Source organism: Flavobacterium sp. LC2016-13 (assembly GCF_009707955.1).
Taxonomy (GTDB): Bacteria; Bacteroidota; Bacteroidia; order Flavobacteriales; family Flavobacteriaceae; genus Flavobacterium.
On sequence record NZ_WMDQ01000018.1, the window covers coordinates 32,700 to 57,757 of the forward strand.

The 25,058-nt window shown below is 31.5% G+C and carries 27 protein-coding genes; 12 read left to right on the forward strand and 15 right to left on the reverse strand.

Annotation, left to right across the window (positions count from 1 at the left end; all coding sequences use genetic code 11):
• Positions 1–121: 121 nt before the first annotated feature.
• Positions 122–955, reverse strand: a complete 834-nt coding sequence (prmA, locus tag GKZ86_RS23410; protein WP_154785462.1) for a 50S ribosomal protein L11 methyltransferase — start codon at positions 953–955, stop codon at positions 122–124.
• A 110-nt stretch (positions 956–1,065) separates the two neighbouring features.
• Between prmA and GKZ86_RS23415 the strand changes: the two genes are divergently transcribed.
• Together GKZ86_RS23415 and GKZ86_RS23420 are read left to right on the forward strand one after the other, a co-directional pair.
• Positions 1,066–2,202, forward strand: a complete 1,137-nt coding sequence (locus GKZ86_RS23415) for a hypothetical protein (protein WP_154785463.1) — start codon at positions 1,066–1,068, stop codon at positions 2,200–2,202.
• Positions 2,162–4,516, forward strand: coding sequence for a hypothetical protein (locus GKZ86_RS23420; protein WP_154785464.1), 2,355 nt, complete (start codon positions 2,162–2,164; stop codon positions 4,514–4,516). Before GKZ86_RS23415 ends, GKZ86_RS23420 begins: the two co-directional genes overlap by 41 nt.
• A 181-nt stretch (positions 4,517–4,697) precedes the next feature.
• Here GKZ86_RS23420 and tpiA read toward each other — a convergent pair whose 3' ends face one another.
• From tpiA to GKZ86_RS23450, 6 genes are all read right to left on the reverse strand, one after another.
• Complete coding sequence (gene tpiA, locus GKZ86_RS23425) at positions 4,698–5,450, reverse strand: triose-phosphate isomerase (RefSeq protein WP_154785465.1); 753 nt, start codon at positions 5,448–5,450, stop codon at positions 4,698–4,700.
• Positions 5,451–5,545: 95 nt separating this feature from the next.
• Positions 5,546–6,040, reverse strand: coding sequence for a TlpA disulfide reductase family protein (locus tag GKZ86_RS23430; protein WP_154785466.1), 495 nt, complete (start codon positions 6,038–6,040; stop codon positions 5,546–5,548).
• Between the two features lie 404 nt (positions 6,041–6,444).
• Positions 6,445–7,113 (reverse strand): Mbeg1-like protein, encoded by a 669-nt coding sequence (locus tag GKZ86_RS23435; RefSeq protein WP_154785467.1) that lies wholly within the window; start codon positions 7,111–7,113, stop codon positions 6,445–6,447.
• A 164-nt stretch (positions 7,114–7,277) separates the two neighbouring features.
• Positions 7,278–8,399: a BT_3928 family protein gene (locus GKZ86_RS23440; RefSeq protein WP_154785468.1), complete on the reverse strand. Its 1,122-nt coding sequence runs from the start codon at positions 8,397–8,399 to the stop codon at positions 7,278–7,280.
• A gap of 100 nt (positions 8,400–8,499) precedes the next feature.
• Entirely contained in the window at positions 8,500–9,279 is a 780-nt protein-coding gene (locus GKZ86_RS23445) for a hypothetical protein (RefSeq protein ID WP_154785469.1), read from the reverse strand.
• Positions 9,280–9,389: 110 nt separating this feature from the next.
• A complete protein-coding gene (locus GKZ86_RS23450; RefSeq protein WP_154785470.1) occupies positions 9,390–9,929 on the reverse strand; it encodes a DUF1599 domain-containing protein in 540 nt (179 codons plus the stop codon).
• A gap of 218 nt (positions 9,930–10,147) precedes the next feature.
• Here GKZ86_RS23450 and folP point away from each other — a divergent pair, with 218 nt between their 5' ends.
• Both folP and GKZ86_RS23460 read left to right on the forward strand, forming a co-directional pair.
• Complete coding sequence (gene folP, locus GKZ86_RS23455; protein WP_154785471.1) at positions 10,148–10,972, forward strand: dihydropteroate synthase; 825 nt, start codon at positions 10,148–10,150, stop codon at positions 10,970–10,972.
• A gap of 148 nt (positions 10,973–11,120) precedes the next feature.
• The gene (locus tag GKZ86_RS23460) at positions 11,121–11,750 is read left to right on the forward strand and encodes a hypothetical protein (protein ID WP_154785472.1); all 630 of its coding nucleotides are present in this window, start codon (positions 11,121–11,123) and stop codon (positions 11,748–11,750) included.
• Between the two features lie 65 nt (positions 11,751–11,815).
• On the opposite strand, the gene rlmH is transcribed toward GKZ86_RS23460, so the two are convergent.
• From rlmH to GKZ86_RS23495, 7 genes are all read right to left on the reverse strand, one after another.
• On the reverse strand, positions 11,816–12,289 hold the full coding sequence (gene rlmH, locus GKZ86_RS23465) for a 23S rRNA (pseudouridine(1915)-N(3))-methyltransferase RlmH (RefSeq protein WP_029269532.1): 474 nt from the start codon (positions 12,287–12,289) through the stop codon (positions 11,816–11,818).
• Positions 12,290–12,291: 2 nt separating this feature from the next.
• Entirely contained in the window at positions 12,292–12,594 is a 303-nt protein-coding gene (locus GKZ86_RS23470) for an antibiotic biosynthesis monooxygenase (RefSeq protein ID WP_154785473.1), read from the reverse strand.
• 156 nt (positions 12,595–12,750) lie between these two features.
• A complete protein-coding gene (locus GKZ86_RS23475) occupies positions 12,751–14,166 on the reverse strand; it encodes an adenosine deaminase (protein ID WP_154785474.1) in 1,416 nt (471 codons plus the stop codon).
• A 225-nt stretch (positions 14,167–14,391) separates the two neighbouring features.
• The gene (locus GKZ86_RS23480; RefSeq protein WP_154785475.1) at positions 14,392–14,673 is read right to left on the reverse strand and encodes a GNAT family N-acetyltransferase; all 282 of its coding nucleotides are present in this window, start codon (positions 14,671–14,673) and stop codon (positions 14,392–14,394) included.
• Positions 14,674–14,677: 4 nt separating this feature from the next.
• Positions 14,678–15,073: an OsmC family protein gene (locus tag GKZ86_RS23485; RefSeq protein ID WP_154785476.1), complete on the reverse strand. Its 396-nt coding sequence runs from the start codon at positions 15,071–15,073 to the stop codon at positions 14,678–14,680.
• Positions 15,074–15,075: 2 nt separating this feature from the next.
• Complete coding sequence (locus tag GKZ86_RS23490) at positions 15,076–15,957, reverse strand: pirin family protein (protein WP_154785477.1); 882 nt, start codon at positions 15,955–15,957, stop codon at positions 15,076–15,078.
• 180 nt (positions 15,958–16,137) lie between these two features.
• Positions 16,138–17,238 (reverse strand): DNA alkylation repair protein, encoded by a 1,101-nt coding sequence (locus GKZ86_RS23495; RefSeq protein WP_154785478.1) that lies wholly within the window; start codon positions 17,236–17,238, stop codon positions 16,138–16,140.
• Between the two features lie 193 nt (positions 17,239–17,431).
• Between GKZ86_RS23495 and nadC the strand changes: the two genes are divergently transcribed.
• The 5 genes from nadC to priA all read left to right on the forward strand — a co-directional run bounded on the left by nadC (position 17,432) and on the right by priA (position 23,029).
• Positions 17,432–18,289 carry a carboxylating nicotinate-nucleotide diphosphorylase gene (gene nadC / locus GKZ86_RS23500; RefSeq protein WP_154785479.1) on the forward strand — a complete coding sequence of 286 codons (858 nt, stop codon included), beginning with the start codon at positions 17,432–17,434 and terminating at the stop codon, positions 18,287–18,289.
• A gap of 144 nt (positions 18,290–18,433) precedes the next feature.
• A complete protein-coding gene (locus GKZ86_RS23505; protein WP_154785480.1) occupies positions 18,434–19,354 on the forward strand; it encodes a YihY/virulence factor BrkB family protein in 921 nt (306 codons plus the stop codon).
• Between the two features lie 4 nt (positions 19,355–19,358).
• The gene (locus tag GKZ86_RS23510) at positions 19,359–19,790 is read left to right on the forward strand and encodes a DUF2147 domain-containing protein (protein WP_154785481.1); all 432 of its coding nucleotides are present in this window, start codon (positions 19,359–19,361) and stop codon (positions 19,788–19,790) included.
• Positions 19,791–19,808: 18 nt separating this feature from the next.
• The gene (gene bla-B1-FLAV, locus GKZ86_RS23515; protein ID WP_154785482.1) at positions 19,809–20,552 is read left to right on the forward strand and encodes a subclass B1 metallo-beta-lactamase; all 744 of its coding nucleotides are present in this window, start codon (positions 19,809–19,811) and stop codon (positions 20,550–20,552) included.
• A 26-nt stretch (positions 20,553–20,578) separates the two neighbouring features.
• Positions 20,579–23,029 (forward strand): primosomal protein N', encoded by a 2,451-nt coding sequence (gene priA / locus GKZ86_RS23520; RefSeq protein ID WP_154785483.1) that lies wholly within the window; start codon positions 20,579–20,581, stop codon positions 23,027–23,029.
• Here the strand turns inward: priA and GKZ86_RS23525 are convergent, their stop codons facing one another.
• A complete protein-coding gene (locus GKZ86_RS23525; protein WP_026729423.1) occupies positions 23,030–23,728 on the reverse strand; it encodes a LytTR family DNA-binding domain-containing protein in 699 nt (232 codons plus the stop codon). It lies immediately after the preceding gene.
• Positions 23,729–23,905: 177 nt separating this feature from the next.
• On the opposite strand from GKZ86_RS23525, the gene rpsF reads away from it, so the two are divergent.
• The 3 genes from rpsF to rplI all read left to right on the forward strand — a co-directional run bounded on the left by rpsF (position 23,906) and on the right by rplI (position 25,056).
• Positions 23,906–24,247, forward strand: coding sequence for a 30S ribosomal protein S6 (gene rpsF / locus GKZ86_RS23530; protein WP_059118879.1), 342 nt, complete (start codon positions 23,906–23,908; stop codon positions 24,245–24,247).
• A gap of 5 nt (positions 24,248–24,252) precedes the next feature.
• Positions 24,253–24,549: a 30S ribosomal protein S18 gene (rpsR, locus tag GKZ86_RS23535; protein ID WP_002987043.1), complete on the forward strand. Its 297-nt coding sequence runs from the start codon at positions 24,253–24,255 to the stop codon at positions 24,547–24,549.
• Positions 24,550–24,615: 66 nt separating this feature from the next.
• On the forward strand, positions 24,616–25,056 hold the full coding sequence (rplI, locus tag GKZ86_RS23540; protein WP_154785484.1) for a 50S ribosomal protein L9: 441 nt from the start codon (positions 24,616–24,618) through the stop codon (positions 25,054–25,056).
• The last annotated feature ends 2 nt before the right edge of the window (positions 25,057–25,058 follow it).

Below are 25,058 nucleotides of genomic sequence, written 5' to 3' on the forward strand. Positions count from 1 at the left end.
AGTTTTTGTACTGTTGTAATTACTAATTTTTTTGCCACAGATTTTACACGAATTAATTAATTTTTTAAAATAAATCGTTGTAAATCTGCTGTCTTCTTTAATATTTTTGATAGTTAGCTATCTAATTTACGTATTTTAATGAAACCCAGTTGTTTCTTTGAAACTTTTTAACATATGTTAATCCTTTTTCTGTGCATGAAGCATCAATAAACGGAATATCTTCTTCATAAAAACCACTAAAAAGTATAATTCCTTTTGGGTTCAAACAATCTACATAACTTTGCATATCGTTCAATAAAATGTTACGGTTGATATTAGCAATAATCAAATCGTAGTTTTTACCGGCCAATAATGCAGCGTCGCCTTCATAAACGGTAATATATTTACAATTATTGCGTTCAGCATTTTCGATCGAATTTAAATAACACCAGTTATCAATATCAATTGCATCAATTGGCTGAGCGCCTTTCATTTCAGCTAAAATTGCTAAAATTGCTGTTCCGCAACCCATATCTAATGTTTTTAAACCCTCAACATCCATTTCTAATAAATGCTGAATCATCATGTGCGTTGTTTCGTGATGACCCGTTCCAAAACTCATTTTTGGTTCAATAATAATATCAAATTCGGCATCTGTTTTTTCGTGAAAAGGAGCGCGAACGTGGCATTTTCCATCAACATCAATCGCTTCAAAATTCTTTTCCCATTCTTCGTTCCAGTTTACCTGATCGATTTCTTCAACAGTATATTCAATTTTAAATTCTTCAGATTGTAAAATATAAATGTCATCCAGAATGTTTTCATCCCATAAATCTTTCTTCACAAAAGCCGAAATCCCGTTTTCTGTTTCCGTAAAAGTCTCAAACGCTTTTTCGCCTAATTCTGCAATTAAAATTTCTGATCCCGGTTCTTTCGGCTCAATCGTAAAATGATATCCTAAATATATATTCGACATAAATAATTTTTTTGCAAAGGTAACAATCGAAAGTAGAAGTTGTTTATAAATAAATCATATTCTCACGAAGATTAGTGTTAATTTTGATTGAAAATTGAACGGTTTTAAATATGAAGAATATCATTTTTATTTTGCTTTTTGTAGTGTTAACTTCAGGAAGTTGTGAGAACGAACACGAAGTTGTACGATCATTTTGTTATTGGAAAACCGATTTAAATTTTGAGAAAGCAGAGGATTCTTTGATAAAGAATTTGAATCTAAAGCATATGTACGTTCGCTTTTTTGATATCGATTGGAATCCGTATGCGAAGGAACCTTTGCCGGTTGCAACCATTCATGATATAAGATTAAACGAGAGCAACCCTGAAATAACGCCAAGTATTTTTATAACTAACGAAGTTGTTTTGCAAGCTAATACCAAGCAATTGGATAGTTTGGCAGCCAGAATTGCACGACGCATTCAGATAATTGGCACAAGCATAAATGAGAATAAAGCTGATAAAATTGCCAATCGAATTGTTTATCCAGAGGATTATTATAAAAATGAAAACTTTAAACGTTTGAATTACGATTCTATAAAATCGATAGAGTTGGCTAAATTGAAAGTTGATTTTAAAGAAATTCTAATAGATTGTGATTGGACAGAAAAATCTAAAAAGAATTATTTCTATTTATTAGAACAAATCAAACAGAAATTTCCAACAGCAAAAGTTTCAGCCACAATACGACTTTGGCAATATAAATATGCCGAAAAAGCAGGAACTCCGCCAGTTGATAAAGGTTTATTAATGTGTTATAATCTGACTAAGCCTGACGATTCGAAAACCAAAAATTCTATTGGAACCAGCGAAGATTTGGCGCAATATATTACACACGATAATTACAAATTAAAACTTGATATTGCTTTGCCTCTTTATAGTTGGGCAGTTGTTTTTAGAGGAAATCAGTTTAAGGGAATTTTATCGGATTATGACCAATTGAGAAATGATACGATTAAATTGAAGAAAATATCTGATTCAAAATATGTTTTGCAAGATGATATTTTGGTTGGACAAAAGTATTTGCGAAACGGAGATGAAATTAGAATCGAGAAAATTTCTGAAGATGAACTCAAGAAAATGATTTCGATCGTAAAAAGTAAAATTAAGATTGACAATGAAACCAAAGTGACCTTTTTCTCTTTTGATAAAAAATACATCAATGATTATGGAACCCAAAATATATCCAACTATTATGAAAATTTTTAGTAGTTTACTTTTAATATTAAGCTTTCAGGTTTCTTTTGCCTGTGGTTGGGGCGTTTCGCCTGAAGCAAGTCGTTTAGTTTTATTTAGAGCGCAACGAGATGGTTTCTTTAAACTCACTCCGTTTTATTATTCTGCAGATTATTACTATTCTACAAATTATTATTATTCGACATATACGGTTTCCGGCGTAGATCAGGAATTAAATTGTTTAGAATGGAAGAAAAAATTAGGTAATACAATTGATCCAAAAGATGTTCATGTTATTTTATACGAAACAGATTCAGAACAATTTGAAACGGTATTCGAAACCAAATCATTAAATAAAGTATTCAAAAAAAATACTTTTATAGAAGCTTTATTATTACCTAAAAATAAAGCTTTCTTAAACTATATTTTATTCGCTAAAAAACTGGAATACAATAGTAATACAGATATAAAATGGGAATCCTGGGATAAAGTTGGTTATGATAGCCAGGATCATAAACAGGCAGATTTAGAAGATTTTGAAAAGAAAATTAAATCAGCCAAAGATGCTTTCCTGAAACAACGATACGCCTTTTTAATTTTGAGATACAGTTTTTACGCTCAGGATAAAGCGGAAGTAATTCGTTTGTATGATACTTATTTTGCCGAAAACAAAAACACAATTTTAGAGCCTTGGGCTTTGTATTATAAAGCTTTGTGTATTGATGACTTGGTTTTGCAAAATTATTTATTGAGTAAAGTTTTTGCTGCTTGCGAAGAAAAATCCTTTGCCGTTTTACAACATTATAATTGGAAATTAACGGAAGGAACATTGGCTTTGGCTCAAAATGATGAAGAAAGAAGTATAATCCTTTCTATTGAAAGTTTCCGAAATCCTGCGCCGGACTTAAAAACGATAGAAGAAGTCTATAAACTAAGTCCGAATAGCATTAATTTGAGTTTTTTGATTGGAAGAGAAATCAACAAACTTGAAGATTGGATTTTTACACCGCAATATAGCAATCACGGAAGTCCGTCTGTCGTGTTTGAAGGTACTGATTGGTATGGCGATTACGCAAATGCAATAGAAGAAAATCGCAAAAAAGACATTCTGCAATTACGAGAATTAGAATATTTTCTAATTTCTATTCGCGAACAAACTTCCGGAGAACAAAAAGATTACATTACTTCCGCAATTGCACAGCTTTGTTTTATGGATGATCAAATCGATTTGGGTAAAAAATATACCGATATGATTTCTGATAAAGCCAATGCATCGATACAAATGCAGAAAAATATTCAGTTGGCGTTGGTTTCTTTAAAACAAGATGATATGAAAGATGAGGAAGTTCAAAATCAGCTTTTTAAATATTTTGATTCAGTCGAAAATCTGGTGGAAAACGATAATGGATTATTTAAAAATTTATACAGTTTATATAGAATCGCCAGCGCAGATTTCTTTAAAAAAGGCGATCAGGTTACTGCAGGATTATTAATGATGAAATCAGACCAAAAAAACGAAGGCGAATATTCTGTTTATAATAACCCTAATTTCTATAGTTCTATTGGTTATTTCGACCGAAACGCAACTGTTGAAGATGTTGATCGTTTGATAGCTTTACAGCAAAAAGAAGATAAAACGCCTTTTGAAAAATATATTTGTTCCGGAACAATGGCGCCAGATATAAATTATTACAAAGATTTGAAAGGAACAATTGCTTTTAGAAACAATAATTTAGAATTGGCTTATGAAACTTTTTCAAGCATGCCAAAAGATTTCTGGAAGAAAAATTATGCCTTTACAGATTATTTAAACGAAAATCCTTTTACGCCGAAAATCCTTCAAAAAGATAAAGAACGCAAATTCGATTATCGTTTTAATAAAGCAGAATTTATTGCAAAATTGATTGAACTAAAAAAGCAAAATACGGCATCGAGCAACTTACAATTGGCGCACGCCTATTTTAATGTTTCATATTTAGGAAATTCCTGGATGATGGTCGCATACGACTGGACATCAGGAGAATCTTATACTGATTACGTTTACGGAGATAATTCTGAAAACGAAAAAAAATATCAAAAAGGGAATTATTACAATCTAACGATGGCCAAAATATATTATGAAAAAGCACTAAAAATGTCTAAAAATAATAACGAAAAAGCCTTAGCCAGTTTAATGATTTTTGAATGTAATTATTATAATCATTACGCGAATGTAGTTTCAACAGAAGAAGAAGAAAAAAATCCGTTTAAGGCAGGGAAGGAGCTGGTTAATTTTTATTCGGTTTATAAAACCACGCCAACATTTAAAAAGTACAATTGCCCGCTATTACAAGCGTTTATAAACTAAATTTTTTCCACCATATAAGTTATATAAGTTCATTTAAAGTTTTTACCTAAAGTCAAACTTAAATTTCTTATATAACTTATATGGTTTAAAAAAGTACAAAAAAAAAGCGTTCGGCTTACGAACGCTTTTATTATTTAGTAGATTTTAAAATCTTTTAATCTTAAATCTTTTAATCTATTTTTTAGATCGCAGTAACAATTGCTAAAAAGTCATCTGCTTTTAAAGCAGCACCACCAATCAAACCACCATCTACGTCTGGTTTAGAGAAGATTTCTTTTGCGTTGTCCGGTTTAACAGAACCACCGTATAAAATAGAAACTTCGTCAGCGATATCAGCTCCAAAAGCTTTACGAACAACTTCTCTAATAAATTCGTGCATTTCCTGTGCTTGTTCCGGTGAAGCAGTTTCTCCTGTTCCAATAGCCCAAACTGGCTCGTATGCTAAAACAACTTTAGACCAAGATTCTTTAGCGATATGGAATAATCCGTCACGCAATTGATTTTCAACAATATTGAAATGATTTCCTGATTGACGATCTTTTAATTCTTCTCCAAAACAAAAAATTACAGTCAATTCATGTTTCAAGGCAGTATCAACTTTGCTTGCGATTAAAGCATCTGTTTCATGAAAAATAGCTCTACGCTCAGAGTGACCAAGAATTACGGTGTTTACACCAATGCTAGTTAACATATCAGCAGAAATTTCTCCTGTAAAAGCTCCGCCTTCAGCCTGATGAACGTTTTGTGCAGAAACTCCAATCGTTGTATTTTTTACTTTAGCAACTGCTGCCTGTAAATTTACAAATGTTGGAGCAACAATTACCTGAGCAGTAGTTTGTGCTGGTATTTTAGTAATTAATTCGCTTAATAATTCTTCAGTTTGTGCTGCGTTTTTATGCATTTTCCAGTTTCCTGCAACAATCTTTTTTCTCATTTTTGTAGTTTTTTATTTTTTGCTTTTAATTTGTTTTTTGTTGAAATTTCAATTGAACTAAAGTAAAATTAAAATTGATTTTTGAAATTGAAATCTTATTTCAATCCTTGTAAAGTTTCATTGATTTTATCAAAGTCTGTTTCAATTGCACGGTACAATACGATTTTTCCTTTTTTATCGATAACAATGTATCTCGGAATCCAATCTAAATCAATTGCTTTTCCAAAAACACCTTTCATACCGTCGTTCATCATAAAATGATCGCCTTTTAATTCGTGTTTTTCAATTCCGATTTTCCATTTATCAGCCGTTTTATCAGCAGAAAGGAATAAGTATGAAGCTTCAGGATGATTTGCTTGCAGTTCTTTTAATTTTGGCATTGCTTTTACACAATCACCACACCACGAAGCCCAAACTTCTATAACCAAAGTTTTTCCTTTGTATTTTTTTAAAATGTTCTTGAATGAAGTCTGACCTCCATCAACTGTAAGTAATTTTTCAGATAAGGCTTCTTTTGAAAAACTTGTTTTTTGTGCCTGAGTACATGAAAAAGTAATAAATGCAATAACAACGAGAGCTATTTGTTTCATATTATAATTATAGTTTTTAAAATAGTATGAAATGCTTTTCTGGAAATGGATCTGCAAATTCAAATCAGGGCGATTTCATATATTAAGGTTCCCAACAAAGTTAAACAAACAAATTGAAAGCCAAATGGGGATTAACAAAATTTGAAGACTCGTTTATTTTATCACAAAACTTGAAAATTCGGTTAAAAAAAGAGTTTAGAAATCGTAATAGTTGGCAGTGAAAACTCCATTTTTAGGCAATTTTTTAAAAATTTATTTTCGAAAGAATAAAAAAAGAAACTATTTTTTGTGAAGAAGAAGATTTTGAAAGCAAAAAAACGTCAGATTTGAATAAAAAAGGCTTCAATAATTATTCTAAAATTAGAATTTTATTGAAACCTATTTTTAAATGTCATATTAGATTTTTAATTCAAATCATAATTACCATTCGCCCATTTTTTAGCAGGAACAATCCATTCGTCTAAAGCTTTATATAAAAAGCCATGTTTAAGATTGGTGTTTAATTCAATTTGTTTGAAATGATTTATTTTAAGTTTCGAAGTTTCTTTTCTTTTGGTAGCATCAACACCATAAATATCTGATTTTTCATAAATGGTCAAAATATTTCCGCAGAAATTAATATCCCGGATTTCCTGAATATCAACATCTCTAAAACATCCAATAAAAACAAAATTCACATCAGGATTTGCTAAAAAAGTCGAAACATATTGTGCTATGTAACCGCCTTTTGAAGTTCCGATTACAGTAATTTTATTTGGAGGAACTCCTTTTTTGAGCTGTTTTTTAATTTGCTTTACTATTTTTTCAGCGTAGTCGTATGCATTTGTGTTTTTCTTTCTGATTTCGCTAAACACAATAAAATTATCTTTTCTAAATGAAGCCAATATTTCATTGTATTCTGCCTTTCCATATTCAGGATGAGCAACGCTTAAATCGTTTTCCTCGATAAATTTGTTATGCAGGAAAAAAATATATTTTTGATCTTTGTTTGATGTTTTTTCCTGACTAAATACTGTGAAAGTGCAAAGTACAGATAGTAAAAAGGCGAAAACGAATTTTGATAATTGATTCATAAATTACTTTGTTTTTTTAAATGTTTTTAACAAATGTAAAAAAGAAAATGAGTTGATTTAATATTTTTCTTACTTAATGTATTTCTAAATTCTTTAGTATTTTATATTAAAAAAACGCCAATAAATCTAATAGAATATTGGCGTTTTTATGTTTTTATTTTTAATTAAAGACCATAAGCAACATCAGATAATTTCAAATCATCAATATCGTTATAATGTACTTTTTGCACTACAGTTCCTTTGTGTAAAACTACAATACTTGGATTTGCTCTTTCTACAGTTTTCAATGCTGTTGCATCGCAAAAATAGAAGTCAACATTTAAACCGTATTGTTTTTTAGCTTTTGCAATTTCCTCAGCTCCAGAAGCCGTCATTCCAATAACTTTATATCCTTTTGCTTTTGCTTCAACATTTAATTTTTCTAATTTTTTCATTCCGTCAGGATTAGACAAAGCCAAATCGTAAGTAACAAAAATCAATAATTTTGGTTCTTTCAACAATTCTTCTTTATAATCAGAATCGTCTTTTGTCATTGTAAAATCATGAATTGGCGGAGTGTATCCTTCAGTAATCACTTTATCTTTTCGGTCAACAAAAGTTGCGCCTGTTGGAATATTTGCTAAATCTTTCTCTGTAAATTCTTTATCAACTCCGTTTACTTTATAGATAAAAATCATTTCTACAACAGATTTTGGAGCGCCTTCCGGAATTTCCATTCCTTTCTCAATGTTTGTTCCCACTTTGTACGGACGGAAATCTTTAATCGGATTATGATTTAAAACCCAAACGGCCATAATAATACACAAAACAACACTTGCAAAAGTGATGATATTGGTAATAACATTTGAAAATAAAGGTTTTACCAATTTTTTATTGATGAATAAAATCAGGATAAAGAAAAGTAAAACGATATCTTTTGTGAATGATTGCCAAGGCGTTAAGTGTAAAGCATCTCCAAAACATCCACAATCTTTAACAACATCAAAATAAGCAGAGTAGAAGGTAAGGAACGTGAAGAAAACAATCAAAAGCAACAAAGCCCAAATCGTTAATTTTGATTTGTAACCCACCAAAAGCATTACGCCCAAAACTACTTCAAGAATCACTAAAAAGATCGCTAAACCTAAAGCCAATGGCTCTAAAAACGGCATGTTAAAAACCGGTTCGCTAAAATATTCGGCCAATTTATATGAAAATCCAACAGGATCATTCAGTTTAATTAATCCGGAAATGATAAATAATACACCGACAAATAATCGGGAAAATTGGGTAATGATGTTTTTCATGGGAATTTTGACTAAGATTTTTTGAAATAGTTTAGAATATTAAATGTGCTTTTTTAAAGTAATTCCTCTGTTATATAATTATCCTGCGTTATGATTAAGATTAAAAATTTTCATTAAAATAACTTTTATGGTTGACATTATTTTTAGAAGTTCTCGTAGGGGAACCGAATGTTATTATTACAGCAAAAACAATAAATATAAATGCCCAATATTTCACTTTTATCAAAAATAAGCTATCACTGGTTTTAAAGCTTACCTCTTTTCCTGTTTCTTGATCAATTACGGTTTCTGCAACTTTATCATTCCTTATTTTTCCAAAAATAAAGCAAAAAAGTGCTGTAATATAAAAAGGGGCAGCCACAATATGTTTCGAAGTTGGAAAAAGTAATGTCAAGCTTATAAAAGTAAATAAAAAAGCTAGAATTATTAAATATCCTTTTCCGGACCATATTATTATAAAATATCGTTTATACTTACTATTTTCAAAAACTTTAATAGTAACAAATATTAAACTAACAAAGAAAAAAACGAGCGCAGCATTTTGAATAATTAGATATAAGTCACCATCAACCTGATTTATCGATTTGCTTAAAAGTATAGTAGCACAAAAAATAAAAGGTATTGCCCAGTATTGCATTTTTATCAAAAACAAACTATGACTTCTTTTAAGATTGACTTCCTTTCCTGTTTCTTTATGTAAATACGGGTTCAAGGCCTTATTGTTCCACTTTCTTCCAAAAATATAGCAAAAAAGCCCTGTAATATAGAAAGGAGTGGCAATAGACATCATACCATATTCTGGGAGAATATACCAAAAACAAATTATTGTTATTATAAAAACAAGAATTATTAAGTATCCTTTATTATTTCCTATTTTCATAATAATTTTTTAGGTTTTTAGTTGCTTTTAAATGTTACTTACATTTATTTTAAAGTCAAAGACAATATTAAATATTATAAGTTTAAAGATATTCTTAGATGGTTTAGCGATTATTTTATCGGATTTAAAATCAAGGCAAAAACAGAATAATTAATCATATCCTGATAATTGGCGTCAATACCTTCAGAAACTATAGTTTGACCTTTGTTATCTTCAATTTGTTTAACGCGAAGCAGCTTTTGCAAAATCAAATCTGTCAAAGAACTAACACGCATATCGCGCCACGCTTCTCCGTAATCGTGATTTTTGGCTTCCATTAAATCTTTGGTTAGCTTAACTTTGGCGTCATACAATTGAGTTGCTTTTTCGACATCCAGATCCGGTTGGTCAACAACGCCCAATTCTAACTGAATTAGGGCCATTATAGAATAATTGATAATGCCGATGAATTCTCCTTTTTCATCTTCATCAACTTTACGAATTTCGTTTTCTTGTAAACTTCTGATTCTTTGAGCTTTTATAAAAATTTGATCGGTAAGAGAAGGCAATCTCAAAATACGCCATGCACTGCCATAATCTTTCATTTTATTGATAAATAAGGTTCTGCAAACCGTAATTACATTATCAAATTCTAAGGAAGTATTCTTCATTTATTGCTGTATATTTGCTTAAATTTCTTCAAAAATAAGGATAAAATTAAAGAGTTTCAAGTTTCAGGTTTTCTTTGTTTGAAGTTTTTTCTAAACAAAATGTTAATGCCAACAACTGGAAGCCAAAAATTATAAAATTGTTTCAGGTTTCAAGTTGGAAGTAGATTGCGTAAGTTCCAGAACTTGAAACCTGAAACTTGAAACAAAAAAATAAACAAATGCTAATTAACTGCAAAGGCGAACTTATAGATTTATCCATTCCAAAAGTAATGGGAATCTTGAATGTTACGCCAAATTCTTTCTTTGACGGAGGGAAATATAAAAATGAAGATGAGATCATTTCTCAGGTAGATAAAATGCTGTCTGAAGGCGCAACGTTTATAGACATTGGTGCATATTCAAGTAAACCAAGTGCCGAATTTGTTTCTGAACAGGAAGAAATCGAAAGAATTGTTCCGGTTATCGAATTGATTTTAAAGCATTTTCCGGAAACATTATTATCAATTGACACATTTAGAGCCGAAGTTGCAAAAGCTAGTATAGAAAGCGGTGCAGCGATTATAAATGATATTGCTGCAGGAAAACTTGACGATAAAATGTTCGATATTATTGCGCATTATAATGTTCCGTATATTATGATGCACATGCGCGGAAATCCGCAAACGATGCAAAGCCTGACTCAATATGATGATATTGTAAAAGAGATATTGTTTTATTTTTCTGAAAAAGTAAAACGAGCAAGAAGCTTGGGAATTAATGATTTAATCTTAGATCCTGGTTTTGGATTTGCAAAAACAACGGATCAAAATTATGAAGTTTTACAAAAAATGGAACTTTTTAATCTTTTAGAATTGCCTGTTTTAGCGGGTGTTTCCAGAAAATCGATGATTTATAAAACCCTGAATATTACTCCACAAGAAGCTTTAAATGCAACAACGGTTCTAAACACCATTGCATTGACAAAAGGCGCAAAAATCCTTCGTGTTCATGATGTAAAAGAGGCTGTGGAATGTGTTGCTTTGTTTAATAAAATGAATTTATAATATAAGAAAATCGTTTAGTTTGTCATTTCGACGAAGGAGAAATCACACTCGTAATTCCTCAAAGAAAGTCGTCAATCTTTGTCGAGCTTCTAGTGTGATTCCTCGTTCCTCGGAATGACACACTTTGTGTTTTAAAAATAAATATAATATGAAATACTTAACTCTAATTATCGCTTTCCTTCTTTTTTCCTGCGCTACCAAAGAAGATGTTTTACTTCCAAAATCAAATACTTCAATTATAAAAGACGTGCAGGATCATTCGCCAATTTACATCTTTTTTAGAACTGAAGGGAAAGATACTATTGCTGATGTGAACAGAAAAAACAGCATAATTTCAACCAATTGGATTTTTAATATTGATAAACGTTTGCCTTTAAGATTGGTAATTCCGGAAGTGATTAAACTTCAGGAAAAGAAACGCGGAGAGAAAGCTCATAAAAACGAAAATGCCGAAAACTATTATTCGTACGCAGATTCTCTTGGAAAAAATTTAGCTTTTATGCCTTTCACGAAAGTATTTTATGCAATAGGAAAACCAGCAACAGGCGATTTGGTAATTTCTTTTAAGAAAGCAAGTAATATTGTTTTGGTAAATAATGAAGAAGTTAAAAAAGAAGAAGTATTAGAACACATTGGCAGAATAGCCTTTTTTGTAAAACCAAAAGTCTATTTGTTATTCGACAAAAATATGAGTTATCAGGAATACATTGAAACTAAAATTGAATTCAGAAAACTAGATTCTTACAACGACGAAATTCCAAAAGAATTCATTTTTTAGATATTTCCGATTCAACAATTACCAAATAAACGATTTCAACAAATAAGCAGTTAAACGATTAGACCTTATTGATGATGATAAGGTTCATTGCGTAAAATTGTAAATCCGCGGTACAATTGTTCGATAAAAAATAACCGAACCATTTGATGCGAAAATGTCATTAATGAAAGCGAAATTTTTCCCTGCGCTTTACTATAAACAGTATCAGAGAATCCGTATGGGCCGCCAATTACGAAAACGAGAGTTTTGATTCCTGAATTCATTTTCTTTTGCAATTCTTCAGAAAAACCAACGCTTGAAAAGTTTTTTCCGTTTTCATCCAATAAAATTAACTGATCGGTTGGCGTTAATTTTGATAGAATTAATTCTCCTTCTTTCTCTTTTTGCTGACTTTCAGATAAATTCTTTACGTTTTTGATATCGGGAATAATCTCTAAATCAAATTTGATATAAAACGACAAACGTTTGGTGTAATCGTCAATCAAAGTTTGAAGCGATTTATTATCTGTTTTGCCTATTGCGATAAGTTTGATGTTCATGTTTATTTTTTATTTTCAAAAACGATTTCAAAATGCTCTACAACAGGAAACGGTTCGTAATAATGATGTAGAATCTTTTTCCATTCTAAATAGGCGCTAGAATTTCTAAAACCTTCTGTATGATCTTCCAGCGTATTCCAATCGACTAATAAAAGATATTTATTTTCGACTTCAAGACATTTCTCTAAACGATGTCCTAAATAACCTTCAATTGAAGAAATATATTGACTTGCTTTTGCAAAATCAGCTTCAAATTCAGTCGCTAAATTTGGTTTTACATAAAGAAAAGCTACTTCCAGAATCATATTTACAATAGTTTTATCTGCTGAATCTGCTAAATCTGCGAGAAAAAATTATAGTCTCGCAGATTTAGCAGATTCAGCAGATTTTTTTTAATATTTTAGCCTAAAAATCGGCGTTAATCAGCTTGAATCTGTTTAAAATCTGCGTGAAATTTGAATTTAGTTTTTAGAAAATTTATCTTCAAAAGCCTTAAATCGGTTATCTAAATCTTTGATTAATTCTTTTTTAACGGCTGCATCCTGAATAAAACTATAATTGATACTATTGTAAACATATTGCTTTATAGTTGCATATGAAACATCAGGATATCTTTTAGCTAATAAAACATATTGCTCTGTCATATTGGTTCTCAAAATTCCGGCGTCGTCTGTACTAATTACAATTGGTACATTAAATTCTTTGTAAAGTGTAAACGGATGTCTGTTTTCTTTTACCTTCAAAATGAATTCGTTGCTCACTAAATTTATCTCAATCGGAATATTGTTTTTAGACATATATTTCAATAAATCGTATGAGTTTGCTTCGTAAGCAATATCAACTCCGTGACCAATTCTGTTTGCACCAGCAATATAAATAGCGTCGTTAATATGCCAGGTTAAATCTTCCGGCTGAACCAAACCTAACGTTAATTCACCAGCATGCAGCGTATATTTTACATCAGGAAATTTAGAGTGACAATATTTAAACATCACCATGTGCAACCAATAATCTTTCATTGAATTTTCGCCATGTTCCGGAGAAACGATGTTTACGCCGGCAACCAACTTACTGTCATTTGCCGATATAAAAGCAATCGTAAGATTTTTGAATAAATCAACCGGATCCATAAAACGAAGTACAAAATTTTGATAACGCATCGTAAAACGTTCATCGTCAATTTTTAAGTCTTTGTGAAGTTTTGCTATGAAATTGTTATTGAAATCTGCAGCGTATTTTTTAGCATCTTTTTGCTGAATCGATTTATACAATTCATCTAAAAGTTTTAAAACTGCTTTTTCATCTTTTTGAGCAGAAGCCTGACGAAGTTTAGTATTAAAATCAGTTAAATCGGCAACATTCATATCGCACGGAATCGTTGATAATTGTGTTTCGATATAACTTACATTTTCAGAAAGTGCGCGTTTTTTTAATTCAAGCATTCCTTCCGCAAAATGACCTTTTATGGTAGGTTCAAATTTCATAAAAGAGTCAAAAAACTGATCGTCAGAAGGTACAGAACCATTATAATCTTTAATTGACCAGGTTTGCATTACTTGTTGCTCGTAAAAAGATAGTTTTCCATCGTTTTTAAGAGAAGAGAAAGTTTGCCAATTGCCTTTTGCAGGTTTTGTTTTAGAAACTGCCATAGTCTCTAAATTCAAATAAAAATCTTCTGCAATCGCTCTTTCCAAAAGCGGTTCTGCATAAACTGATCCTGAAAAATGGTGGTGTAAATCGCCGCCTTTTGGCATTTGTTGAAAAAAAGCTGTTAAGAGAGCTTCATTGTTTCTGATTTTTTCTAAATAACTTTCAGCTGTTTGAGAAAAGCCGATTTGTGCTATAAAAATACAGAAAAGCGTAATTATCCTTGTCATACTCTAAGTTTAAATTACATGCAAATATAAGCGTTTTTGAGGAGATTTGAAAATTTTTGTTTTTGAAGGGACAAAGGTTCAGAGAGACAAAGGAGCAAAGGGACATAGTTTTAAAGAAATGATTATTATAAAAATACAAAAGACACACAACAGTGTGTCTCAGTATTAAAATTATTAGGTATTATGAGAAACCTCTGAACCTCTGTTCCTTTGTAACTGTGAACCTCAAGAAAGCACATCACGAATTTCCTCAACCTTATCAAAAACACTTTTTGCAAAAGGGCAAAGGGGGATAATTTTTACATTATTGGCTCTGGCATAATCAACTGCAGCTAATACGAGTTTTTTACCAACACCTTTTCCGTTAAAATCTGGACTTACTTCAGTATGATCGATAATAAATTTTGAATCTCCAGCCCAGGTATAAGTCATTTTTCCAGCTTCTTTTCCGTCTTCTACAGCTTCAAAATAACCTCTTTTTGTGTCGTTTATTTGTTGAATTTCCATGATATTATATTAATGTAGTTTTAATTTCTATTGAATGTGTAAGTGTTTTATGAATTGGGCAACTATTGGCAATAGTTTCTAAACGTTGTCTTTGTGTTTCGTCTACTTCTCCAATTACTTCGATTTTTCTTGTGAATACCGAAACACTTCGCTCAGAATCTCTTTCAAAATCAATTTTGACATTTATTTCTGAAACTTCCCATTGTTTACGATTGATGTACATTCTCAACGTAATTACGGTACAGGAAGCCAATGAGGCCGCCAAAAGTTCTGTTGGATTTAGACCTAAATTCTTGCCGCCAATTTCCTGAGGTTCATCAGAAATTAAAATATTTCCGCTGGCTGATTGTATTTCCGTTCGATACAAACGCGTATCAATTTGTGCTGATATAGTATCCATAATTATTTTATTTTAGGTTCTGGTAAAGGCACAAATTCTGTTTCGCCCGGAACTTTCGGGAAAGTTTGTTCTGTCCAGTCTTTTTTAGCTTTTTCGAGTAGTTCTTTATCTGAAGAAACAAAATTCCAAAAAATAAAATGTTCTTCAGGAAACGGTGTCCCTCCAAAGATATAAACTGTTGAATTTTCGGCTAATTCAAACTCACATAAAGTGCTGTCGTTTGTAATTAAAATTTGTTTTGGGTCGTAAACATGTTCACCGCTTTTGATGCTTCCTTCTAAAATATACAATCCGCTTTCGCCAAATAAATGATGTCCGATATTAATTTTTTTAGCTTCGGTACTTTTGATTTCAATAAAATATAACGGACTATAAACAGGAACTGGCGATTTTTTGCCAAAAGCTTCTCCGGCAATTAATTTGTATGAAACTCCATCTTCTTCCCAAGCCGGAATATCGTCAGCTTCAACATGCGTAAAATTCGGGTCCATTTGTTCCAATTCTTTTGGCAATGCTACCCAAATCTGCAAACCATGAAGCATTTTGTCTGAATGTCTTAAATATTCAGGCGTTCTTTCAGAATGTACAATTCCTTTTCCGGCTGTCATCCAGTTTACGGCACCTGGTTTTATTTCTAATTCAGTTCCTAAACTATCGCGGTGCATAATGCTTCCTTCAAACAAAAAAGTCAAAGTCGAAAGTCCGATATGCGGATGCGGCGGAACATCCATATTTTCGTGATCACTTAAATGTGCAGGTCCCATATGATCGATAAATACAAATGGCCCAACGGCTCTTTTTTCACGGAAAGGCAATAAACGGCCTACCATAAAATTGCCAATATTGGCAGCACGTTCTTCAATAATTAAACTAATATTTGACATGGTATTTTGATTTGATTTGAAAACAAAATTACAGTTGTGATAGAAATCTGTAACTTAATTTAGATTAAGAAAATGTTTTTATGGATAATGTGGTATAAAAATAAGAAATAAAAATAGAACACGAATTGCACAGATTGTCACAAATCAATCCGTGTCAATCTGTGCAATTTGTCTTTATTTTTAATTGATCAGTTCAAATTCTAAAGTTTCACTTTCAGTTCCGTTAATAATAATCGACAATTGATGAATTCCGGTATGAAAAACACGAGTCGTAATTATTTTGAAAGATTGATTTCTGTCAACTTTTATTAATTGATTAGGCAGATAGTTTTTCTCGCTGATTTTAAAGACTTTTTTTGCTAAATGTCCTTTTGCTTTTTTATAATGAACCGCATATTCTAAACGAATCGTTTTTGGTTCTTCGTTTTTATTATTTAAGTGAAATTGAAACTTTAAATAATCTCCAATTTTTACAATTGGTGTTTTAATTTCAAAAGACGAAAGTTCAATATTTGTGCTTTCTAAACCATAATGACTTAAAATTTCAGGATGACCTTGTTTTAATAAAGTTCGGCAGCCATGTTTAATAATTGCGCCTGTTTCTTTACTGTGACCTTTCCATTTATTGGCAATATCTAAAACGATTTGCGGATTATCTTTTGCAATATCATTTAAGTTATTTGCAACGCTTCTGCGGACATATTCTGAAGGGTCATTTTTTAAATTTTCTAAAATTGGAAGAATAGAAGCAGGGTCTTTTTTCAAAAACGGAATCGCCATCGCCCACGGTAATCTTGGTCGGCTTCCTTCGCTGGCTAATCTTCGAACATGATGATTTTCGTGCAAAGACCATTTTGTCATTTCACTGATCATTTGTTCTTTATATTTTAAAATAAAAGGACGAACGGCAAATTCGCAACTTATAAATTGCGTTATAGAAACAAAGGATTTCGCCGAAGTTTTAAAATCATCTAAACCGTAAACTTCGATATAATCGGCAAAAAATATGAAAGCGAGATTTCCTTCCGTGAATTTATTTTTCTTTAGATTTTTAATGATTTTATCAATTAAAACAACAGTTTCAGAAAAGTTTTCAGGCATAAATTGATGAAACACAATTGTCGTGTGTTTCATCCGCTCTTTCCATTCTTTTTGGGCAAAATCTCCTTCATAAATGGCCTCGATAAATTTTTGTTTATTGAATGAAGGATGCACTTCGGCGACAGCCTGACTAAATTTTTCGTAAAAAGAAACCGAGTAAATATCTTTAATTAATCCCATAAATTTTGTTTGATTGAACCTCAAAGATATTTAATGTTATTTAATTTTTTAAATCATTAGGAGATTAAGTTTAGTTACTATTTTAATCTTACTTTTTTTACAATATCTACTATTTTTTAATTCTTAAAATCAAAGCGAAACTTTCAAATCCACAAAATAAGTTCTACTTTAGCATCTTATAAAATTTAGAAAAATGATTAGCGAAGTACAATTTCAAACCGAATTACAATTATTAATCAGTAATGCAATTCGAGAAGATGTAGGCACGGGAGATTATAGTTCATTAGCGTGTATTCCTGATACTGCGCACGGTCAGGCCAAATTATTAGTAAAAGATCAGGGAATTATTGCAGGTGTTGCGCTTGCAAAAATGATTTTTGAACATGTAGATCCAAAATTAAAAGTAAAAACTTTTATTGAAGACGGAACACATGTAGAATATGGTGAGGTTGTTTTTGAAGTTTCAGGAAGTTCTCAATCTATTCTAAAGGCAGAAAGAGTGGTTTTAAACACCATGCAACGTATGTCTGCTATTGCAACAAAAACGAGTCAATATGTGCAGCTTCTGGAAGGAACCGGCGCAAAAATTTTAGATACACGTAAAACGACTCCAAATTTCAGAGCTGCAGAAAAATGGGCTGTAAAAATAGGAGGAGGAGAAAACCACCGATTTGCACTTTATGATATGGTGATGTTAAAAGACAATCATATTGATTTTGCTGGTGGAATTACACTTGCGATAAAAAAGACAAAAGACTATCTGAAAGCTAATAATTTAGATTTAAAAATTATTGTTGAAGCAAGAAATCTGGATGAAATCCGTGAGATTTTGCAAAGTGATGGCGTTCACAGAATTTTGATCGACAATTTTAATTATGAAGATACCAAAACCGCTGTAGCTTTAATTGGATCAAAATGTCAAACCGAATCTTCAGGAAATATCAACGAAAAAACCATTCGTGAGTATGCTTTATGCGGTGTAAATTATATTTCTTCGGGCGCATTAACACATTCTGTTTATAACATGGATTTGAGTCTGAAAGCGTTTTAAAAAGTTATGAGTTTTGAGTTATAAGTTATGAGTTGGTCTTTGAAAATCATTAAAGGTTTTATCAAAAGATATAATATCAGAGAATCTAAAAAGTCTAAATACCAAAATCTAAAATCTCAACTCTTAAATCTAAAATTATAAAATATGTCTCAAGAGATAGAAGATCGGATTGAAAAAATTCCGTTATTACGTTCTGTAGTTCGGCTTTTAAAGAAAATAAAATTTCCTTCTTTAGAAGGTTTTTCGCTATACGATTTGCTGGAAATGTATACTTTAGGAATCATTGAGGGAGCTTTTTCGTATCATGCGAGCGCTGTTTCATTTAGCTTTTTTATGGCTTTATTTCCGTTTACACTTTTTATTCTAAACTTAATTCCCTTTATTCCTATTGAAGGTTTTCAGGCCGATTTTCTTCAGTTTGTGCAACAAGGAGTTCCTCCAAATACATACGATGCAATAAGTAAAATTATCAGCGATATTTTAAATAATAGTCATTCCGGTTTGTTGTCTTCGGGATTTTTGCTTTCTATTTTTTTGATGGCAAATGGTATTAACGGAATCTTAAGCGGTTTTGAATCTTCTAAACATGTTTTCGATAAACGAGGTTTTTTTAGTCAATATTTAGTGGCTTTGGCAATATCACTTGTTATGACTATCATATTGTTTGTAACGGTTGCAACAATTGTAGTTTTTGAGGTATTTATTCAAAAAACAATTATTCAGGATGTACTAAGCGACAGCATTCCGCTCATTATTTTAGGGCGTTATTTGTTTGTTATCGTGATGATTTTAGTAACGTCTTCAATATTATTGCGTTACGGTACAAAACAGTACAATAAAGTGCCTTTTATTAGCATTGGATCTGTTTTTACAACGATCCTAATTGTTATATCTTCGTTCTTTTTTGGGATTTGGGTTATAAAATTTTCAAAATACAATGAACTTTATGGTTCAATTGGCACATTATTAATTCTAATGTTTTATATTTGGATAAACTGTATGATTCTGCTTTTAGGGTTCGAATTGAATGCTACTGTCAGAAAATTAAAACAAAAAAACAAATAAAAATATGAAAAATTGGATGTTAAGCATTGGTTTCTTTTTTCTAACAGTTGGTACTATTCATAGCCAAAGTGTTGTTGGAAAGTGGAAAACAATTGATGATGAAACGGGAGAAGCAAAATCAGTCGTAGAGATTTACGAAAAATCAGGAAAAATTTATGGTAAGGTTGTAGAAATACTTCGAGATAGTCATAAAAAAGATGTTTGTACTAAGTGCGAAGGTGCAGAAAAAAATAAACCTATTTTAGGAATGGTTATTATTAACGGTCTTAAAAAAGATGGTGATGAATACAGCGGAGGAACAATTTTGGATCCTACAAATGGTAAAAAATACAAATGTTATATTACATTAGATTCTGCTGATAAACTAAAACTTCGCGGTTATGTTGGAATTTCCATAATGGGAAGAACACAATACTGGACAAGAGCAAAAAACTAATTTTTTGATAAAATAAACATGCGAAGATTAGCATCGATAATTTTATTTTTGGTCATACTATCTCATAGTTTTGGACAATCTAAGAATTCGCCATTACAAATAAGTCATCTTACAGGTGACTTTTATGTTTATAAAACGTTTCATGATTATAATGGAACCCAAATTTCTGCCAATGCCATGTATCTGGTTACAGATAAAGGTGTTGTATTGTTTGATGCGCCTTGGGATGAAACACAATTTCAGCCTCTTTTAGATACTATTAAAGCAAAATATCATAAAGATGTTATCATGTGTTTTGCAACGCATTCGCATGATGACAGAGCAGGAGGTTTTGAGTTTTATAAATCAAAAGGAATAAAAACGTACAGCATAAAACTAACAGATCAAATTCTTAAAAAAGAAGGAAAAGGAAGGGCAGCATTTGTAATTCCAAATGACACGACTTTTAATGTTGGCAAGCATAAATTTCAGGTTTATTATCCGGGAAAAGGACACGCGTCAGACAATATTATTGTTTGGTTTGATAAAGAAAAAGTGCTTTATGGAGCTTGTTTTATAAAAAGTGCAAGTGCAACAGATTTAGGATATCTGGCTGATTCTGATGTAAAAGAATGGAAGAAATCGATTAAAAAAGTACAAGTCAAATTTAAAAATCCGGTTTATATAATTCCTGGCCATGAAGATTGGACAAATACAGAATCTCTGAATCATACCTTGAAATTGGTCGAAGATTATTTGAATAAACCTTCAGAAAAAAAGTAATTTTGTAAATCATATAAAATAATTACATGTTTTTTGTCGAAGTCGTTCTACCTCTTTCTTTAGCTAAAACCTTTACTTATCGAGTTTCTGAGGCTGAATTCCATTTCATTAAAAAAGGAATGCGGGTGGCTGTACCTTTTGGTAAAAGTAAAATATATACAGCACTTGTAATAGATACACACGAGAATGCTCCGACATTATATGAAGCCAAGGAAATTCACCAAATTCTTGACGAAAAACCTATTGCAACCGAAATTCAGATCAAACACTGGCTTTGGGTAGCAAATTATTATATGTGTGGTATTGGCGATGTTTATCGCGGTGCTTTTCCAACCGGATTATTGTTAGAAAGTGAAACTATTATTTCATATAAACCAGACACAGTTGTCAATGATTCTGAGCTTTCTGATGATGAATTTTTAATTTATGAAGCGCTGCACCATCAGAGTTCACTTAAGGTTGGTGAAATTGCTTCTATTTTAAATAAAAAGAACATTTTGCCAATTCTTCAAAAATTAATGGCAAAAGACATTATCGTTTTAGAAGAAGAAATAAAAGAAAGTTACAAGCCAAAACTGGTTCGATATGTGAAATTACATTCAAAATACGAAACAGATCAGGGTTTGAATGATTTGCTCGAAGTGCTTAAAAATGCCAATAAACAAAAAGAAATAGTTCTGGCTTATTTTCAAATAATTGCATCTGAAAAGAAACCTTTAACGGTTAAAAAATTGATTGAAGTTTCAAATTCTACTTCGACTGTGGTTAAAACTTTAATCGATAAGGAAATTTTTGAAGAATATTATTTGCAGCAAGATCGTGTTTCTTTTAACGGAGAAGCGACTGACAAACAATTGCAATTAAGCGACGCTCAACAAACTGCTTTTGCATCTATTAAAGAAAGTTTTTTGGAAAAAGAAGTTTGCCTGCTTCACGGTGTCACATCAAGCGGAAAGACGGAAATTTATATTAAATTAATTGAAGAATATCTGCTGACGGGAAGACAGGTTTTGTATCTGCTTCCGGAAATTGCGCTTACAACACAATTAGTTTCAAGACTGCGACTTCATTTTGGAGATAAAGTAGCTGTTTTTCATTCTAAATACAGCAATAACGAAAGAGTAGAAGTTTGGAGACAAACCCTTGAAAATGCTGATAAAGCACAAATCGTAATAGGAGCGAGGTCGGCTTTGTTTTTGCCGTTTGCTAATTTGGGTTTGCTGATTGTTGATGAAGAACATGAACAAACTTTTAAGCAGACAGATCCCGCACCACGCTATCATGCCAGAGATGCAGCAATTGTTTTAGCTAATTTTCATAGTGCAAAAGTACTTTTGGGATCTGCAACGCCAAGTATAGAAACCTATTTTAATACACAATCTGAAAAATACGGTTTGGTGACCATTACAGAACGTTATAATAATGTTCGAATGCCTGAAATTGTTTTGGTCGATTTGAAAGACAAGCATTTCAGAAAAAGAATGACGGGACATTTTAGTGATCTTTTAATAGAAGAAATTGCAGAAGCGTTGTCTTTGGGTGAACAAGTGATTTTATTTCAAAACAGAAGAGGATATTCGCCTATTATAGAATGTATGACTTGTGGGCATGTACCACATTGTCAGCAATGCGATGTAAGTTTGACATTTCACAAACATAAAAATCAATTGCGTTGCCATTATTGTGGTTATTCAATTGCAAAACCTACGCATTGTCATAGTTGTTCGAGTATTGATCTTACTACAAAAGGATTTGGTACAGAACAAATTGAACAGGAATTATTATCCCTTTTTCCGAAAGCTAAAACGGCAAGAATGGATCAGGATACAACACGCGGAAAATTTGGTTTTGAGAAAATAATTGATTCTTTTAAAAATCGCGAAATAGATATATTGGTAGGAACGCAAATGCTTGCCAAAGGTTTAGATTTTGATAATGTTAGTCTGGTTGGAATTATGAATGCTGATAATATGCTGCACCATCCGGATTTTAGGGCTTTTGAACGCAGTTATCAGATGATGACCCAAGTGGCAGGAAGAGCAGGAAGGTCTGAAAAGCAAGGGAAAGTTGTGATTCAAACGTATAACCCAAATCATAATACAATTCAGCAAGTTACAAACCATAATTATATAGGTATGTATAAAGAGCAATTGTATGACAGACAGATTTATAAATATCCGCCTTATTTCAGGATTATAAAACTGACTTTAAAGCATCGTGATTTTGACAAACTGAAAGAAGGATCAATGTGGCTGTATCAGGTTTTGAGCCAAAATTTGAATATGCCTGTTTTAGGTCCGGAAGAACCGGCTATAAGCAGAATCAGGAATGAATATATAAGGACGATTTTGATTAAGATTCCGCAAAATCTGCCATTAGGAAACACAAAAAAAACTATTCAGAAAATGCTGAATAGTTTTGAAGCGGTTGCTCAATACAGAGCCATAAAAGTTATTGCTAACGTCGATTTTTATTAATTATGACGAAGTTGATAATGCTTTTACTAAATCCTCTTTTTTGTTTCGGCTTAAAGGGATTTTAGTAATTCCAATTTCGGCAAACTTACTATTAAAGCGTTCAACTTTGTCTATATTAATAATATAGGACTTGTGTACGCGAATAAATTTATCTTTTGATAAATCATTTTCAAAAGATTTCATTGTCGAAAGTACCAGGTTGCTATCATCTTCAGTTACCACTCTTACATAATCTCCAAAAGCTTCAATCCATTTGATTTTAGCAGTAAAAATTTTAAGTTTTTTAAGGTTACTTTTGATGAAAATATGTTCGCCTTCTTCTTCCTTAACCTCTTTTTTAAGCAAGTGCATATCGATAGCTCTTTTTACAGAAGCATTAAAGCGATCTACAGCAATAGGCTTTTGAAGATAATCGGTAGCATCATAGTCAAATGCTTTTAAAGCATATTCTGCTTTAGAAGTGATAAATATAATTTGCGGTTTAGATTTTAATCCGTCAAGGAAATCAAAACCATTTATGACAGGCATTTCTATATCAAGAAATATTAAATCAATATTATTTAAAGAGATACAACTTTTAGCTTCAATTGCGTTTGAAAAGTCACCTATTAAATGCAAACCTGGGTGATTATTTACTAATTTAGCAATAATTGTCCTCTGTATAGAACTATCATCTACAACAACACAATTTAGTTTCATAAGATTTAAATTTAGAATAAATTCAGGATAGCAATAGTAAATATATTATTATTTTAGTAAAAAAACTAAAATTGAGCTTATTTTTTTACGGTATGACGAATAAACGCAAAAAAGTGTTGTTTATTTAAATTAAATGGTTACTTTTGCACCCAATTTTAACAAATAAATATTGTATTTATGAATCATTATGAAACTGTTTTCATTTTAAATCCCGTTTTATCTGAAGTTCAGGTGAAGGAAACAGTAACGAAATTTGAAGAATTTCTTACTAGTAGAGGAGCTGAAATGGTATCAAAAGAGGATTGGGGTCTGAAAAAAATGGCTTACGAAATCCAAAACAAAAAAAGTGGTTTTTATCACCTATTTGAATACAAAGTGGCTGGAGAAGTTCTAATCGCTTTTGAAACTGAATTTAGACGTGACGAAAGAGTTATGCGTTTCTTAACTGTAAGTTTAGACAAGCATGCTATTTCATGGGCGGAGAGAAGAAGAGCAAAATTAAAATCTACTAAAGCTTAATTATTATGTCTACAATAGAGCAATCTGCAAAAGGAAAAAAAGACGGAGATATCAGATATTTAACGCCTTTAAACATTGAAACTAACAAAACTAAAAAGTACTGTCGTTTCAAAAAATCAGGAATCAAATATATTGATTATAAAGATGCTGATTTCTTATTGAAATTCGTTAATGAGCAAGGAAAAATTCTTCCTCGTCGTTTAACTGGAACTTCATTAAAATACCAAAGAAAAGTTTCTGTAGCTGTAAAAAGAGCTCGTCACTTAGCTTTAATGCCATACGTGGCCGATTTATTAAAATAATTAAAAACTCTAGTCGCTGGTTTCTGTTGAATCAGAACCTAACTTCTAAAATATAAGGACAACAACATGGAACTTATTTTAAAACAAGACGTACAAAACTTAGGATTTAAAGATGATGTAGTATCTGTAAAACCTGGTTACGGTCGTAACTTTTTAATTCCTCAAGGTTTTGCTGCATTAGCAACTCCTTCTGCTAAAAAAGTTTTAGCTGAAAACCTAAAACAAAGAGCACATAAAGAGGCTAAAGTTGTTGCTGATGCTAAAGCATTAGCTGAAACTTTAAAAGCTCTTGAAATTAAACTTACTGCAAAAGCTGGTGGAGAGAAACTTTTTGGTTCTATCACAAACATCGACATTGCTGAAGCTTTAGAGAAATCTGGTAATGCTATTGATAGAAAATTCATCACTAGTGGTATCGTTAAGCGTACTGGTAAATATGCTGCAAGCATTCGTTTACACAGAGATGTTATCGTTGAATTACCATACGAGATTATCGCTGAAAAATAACA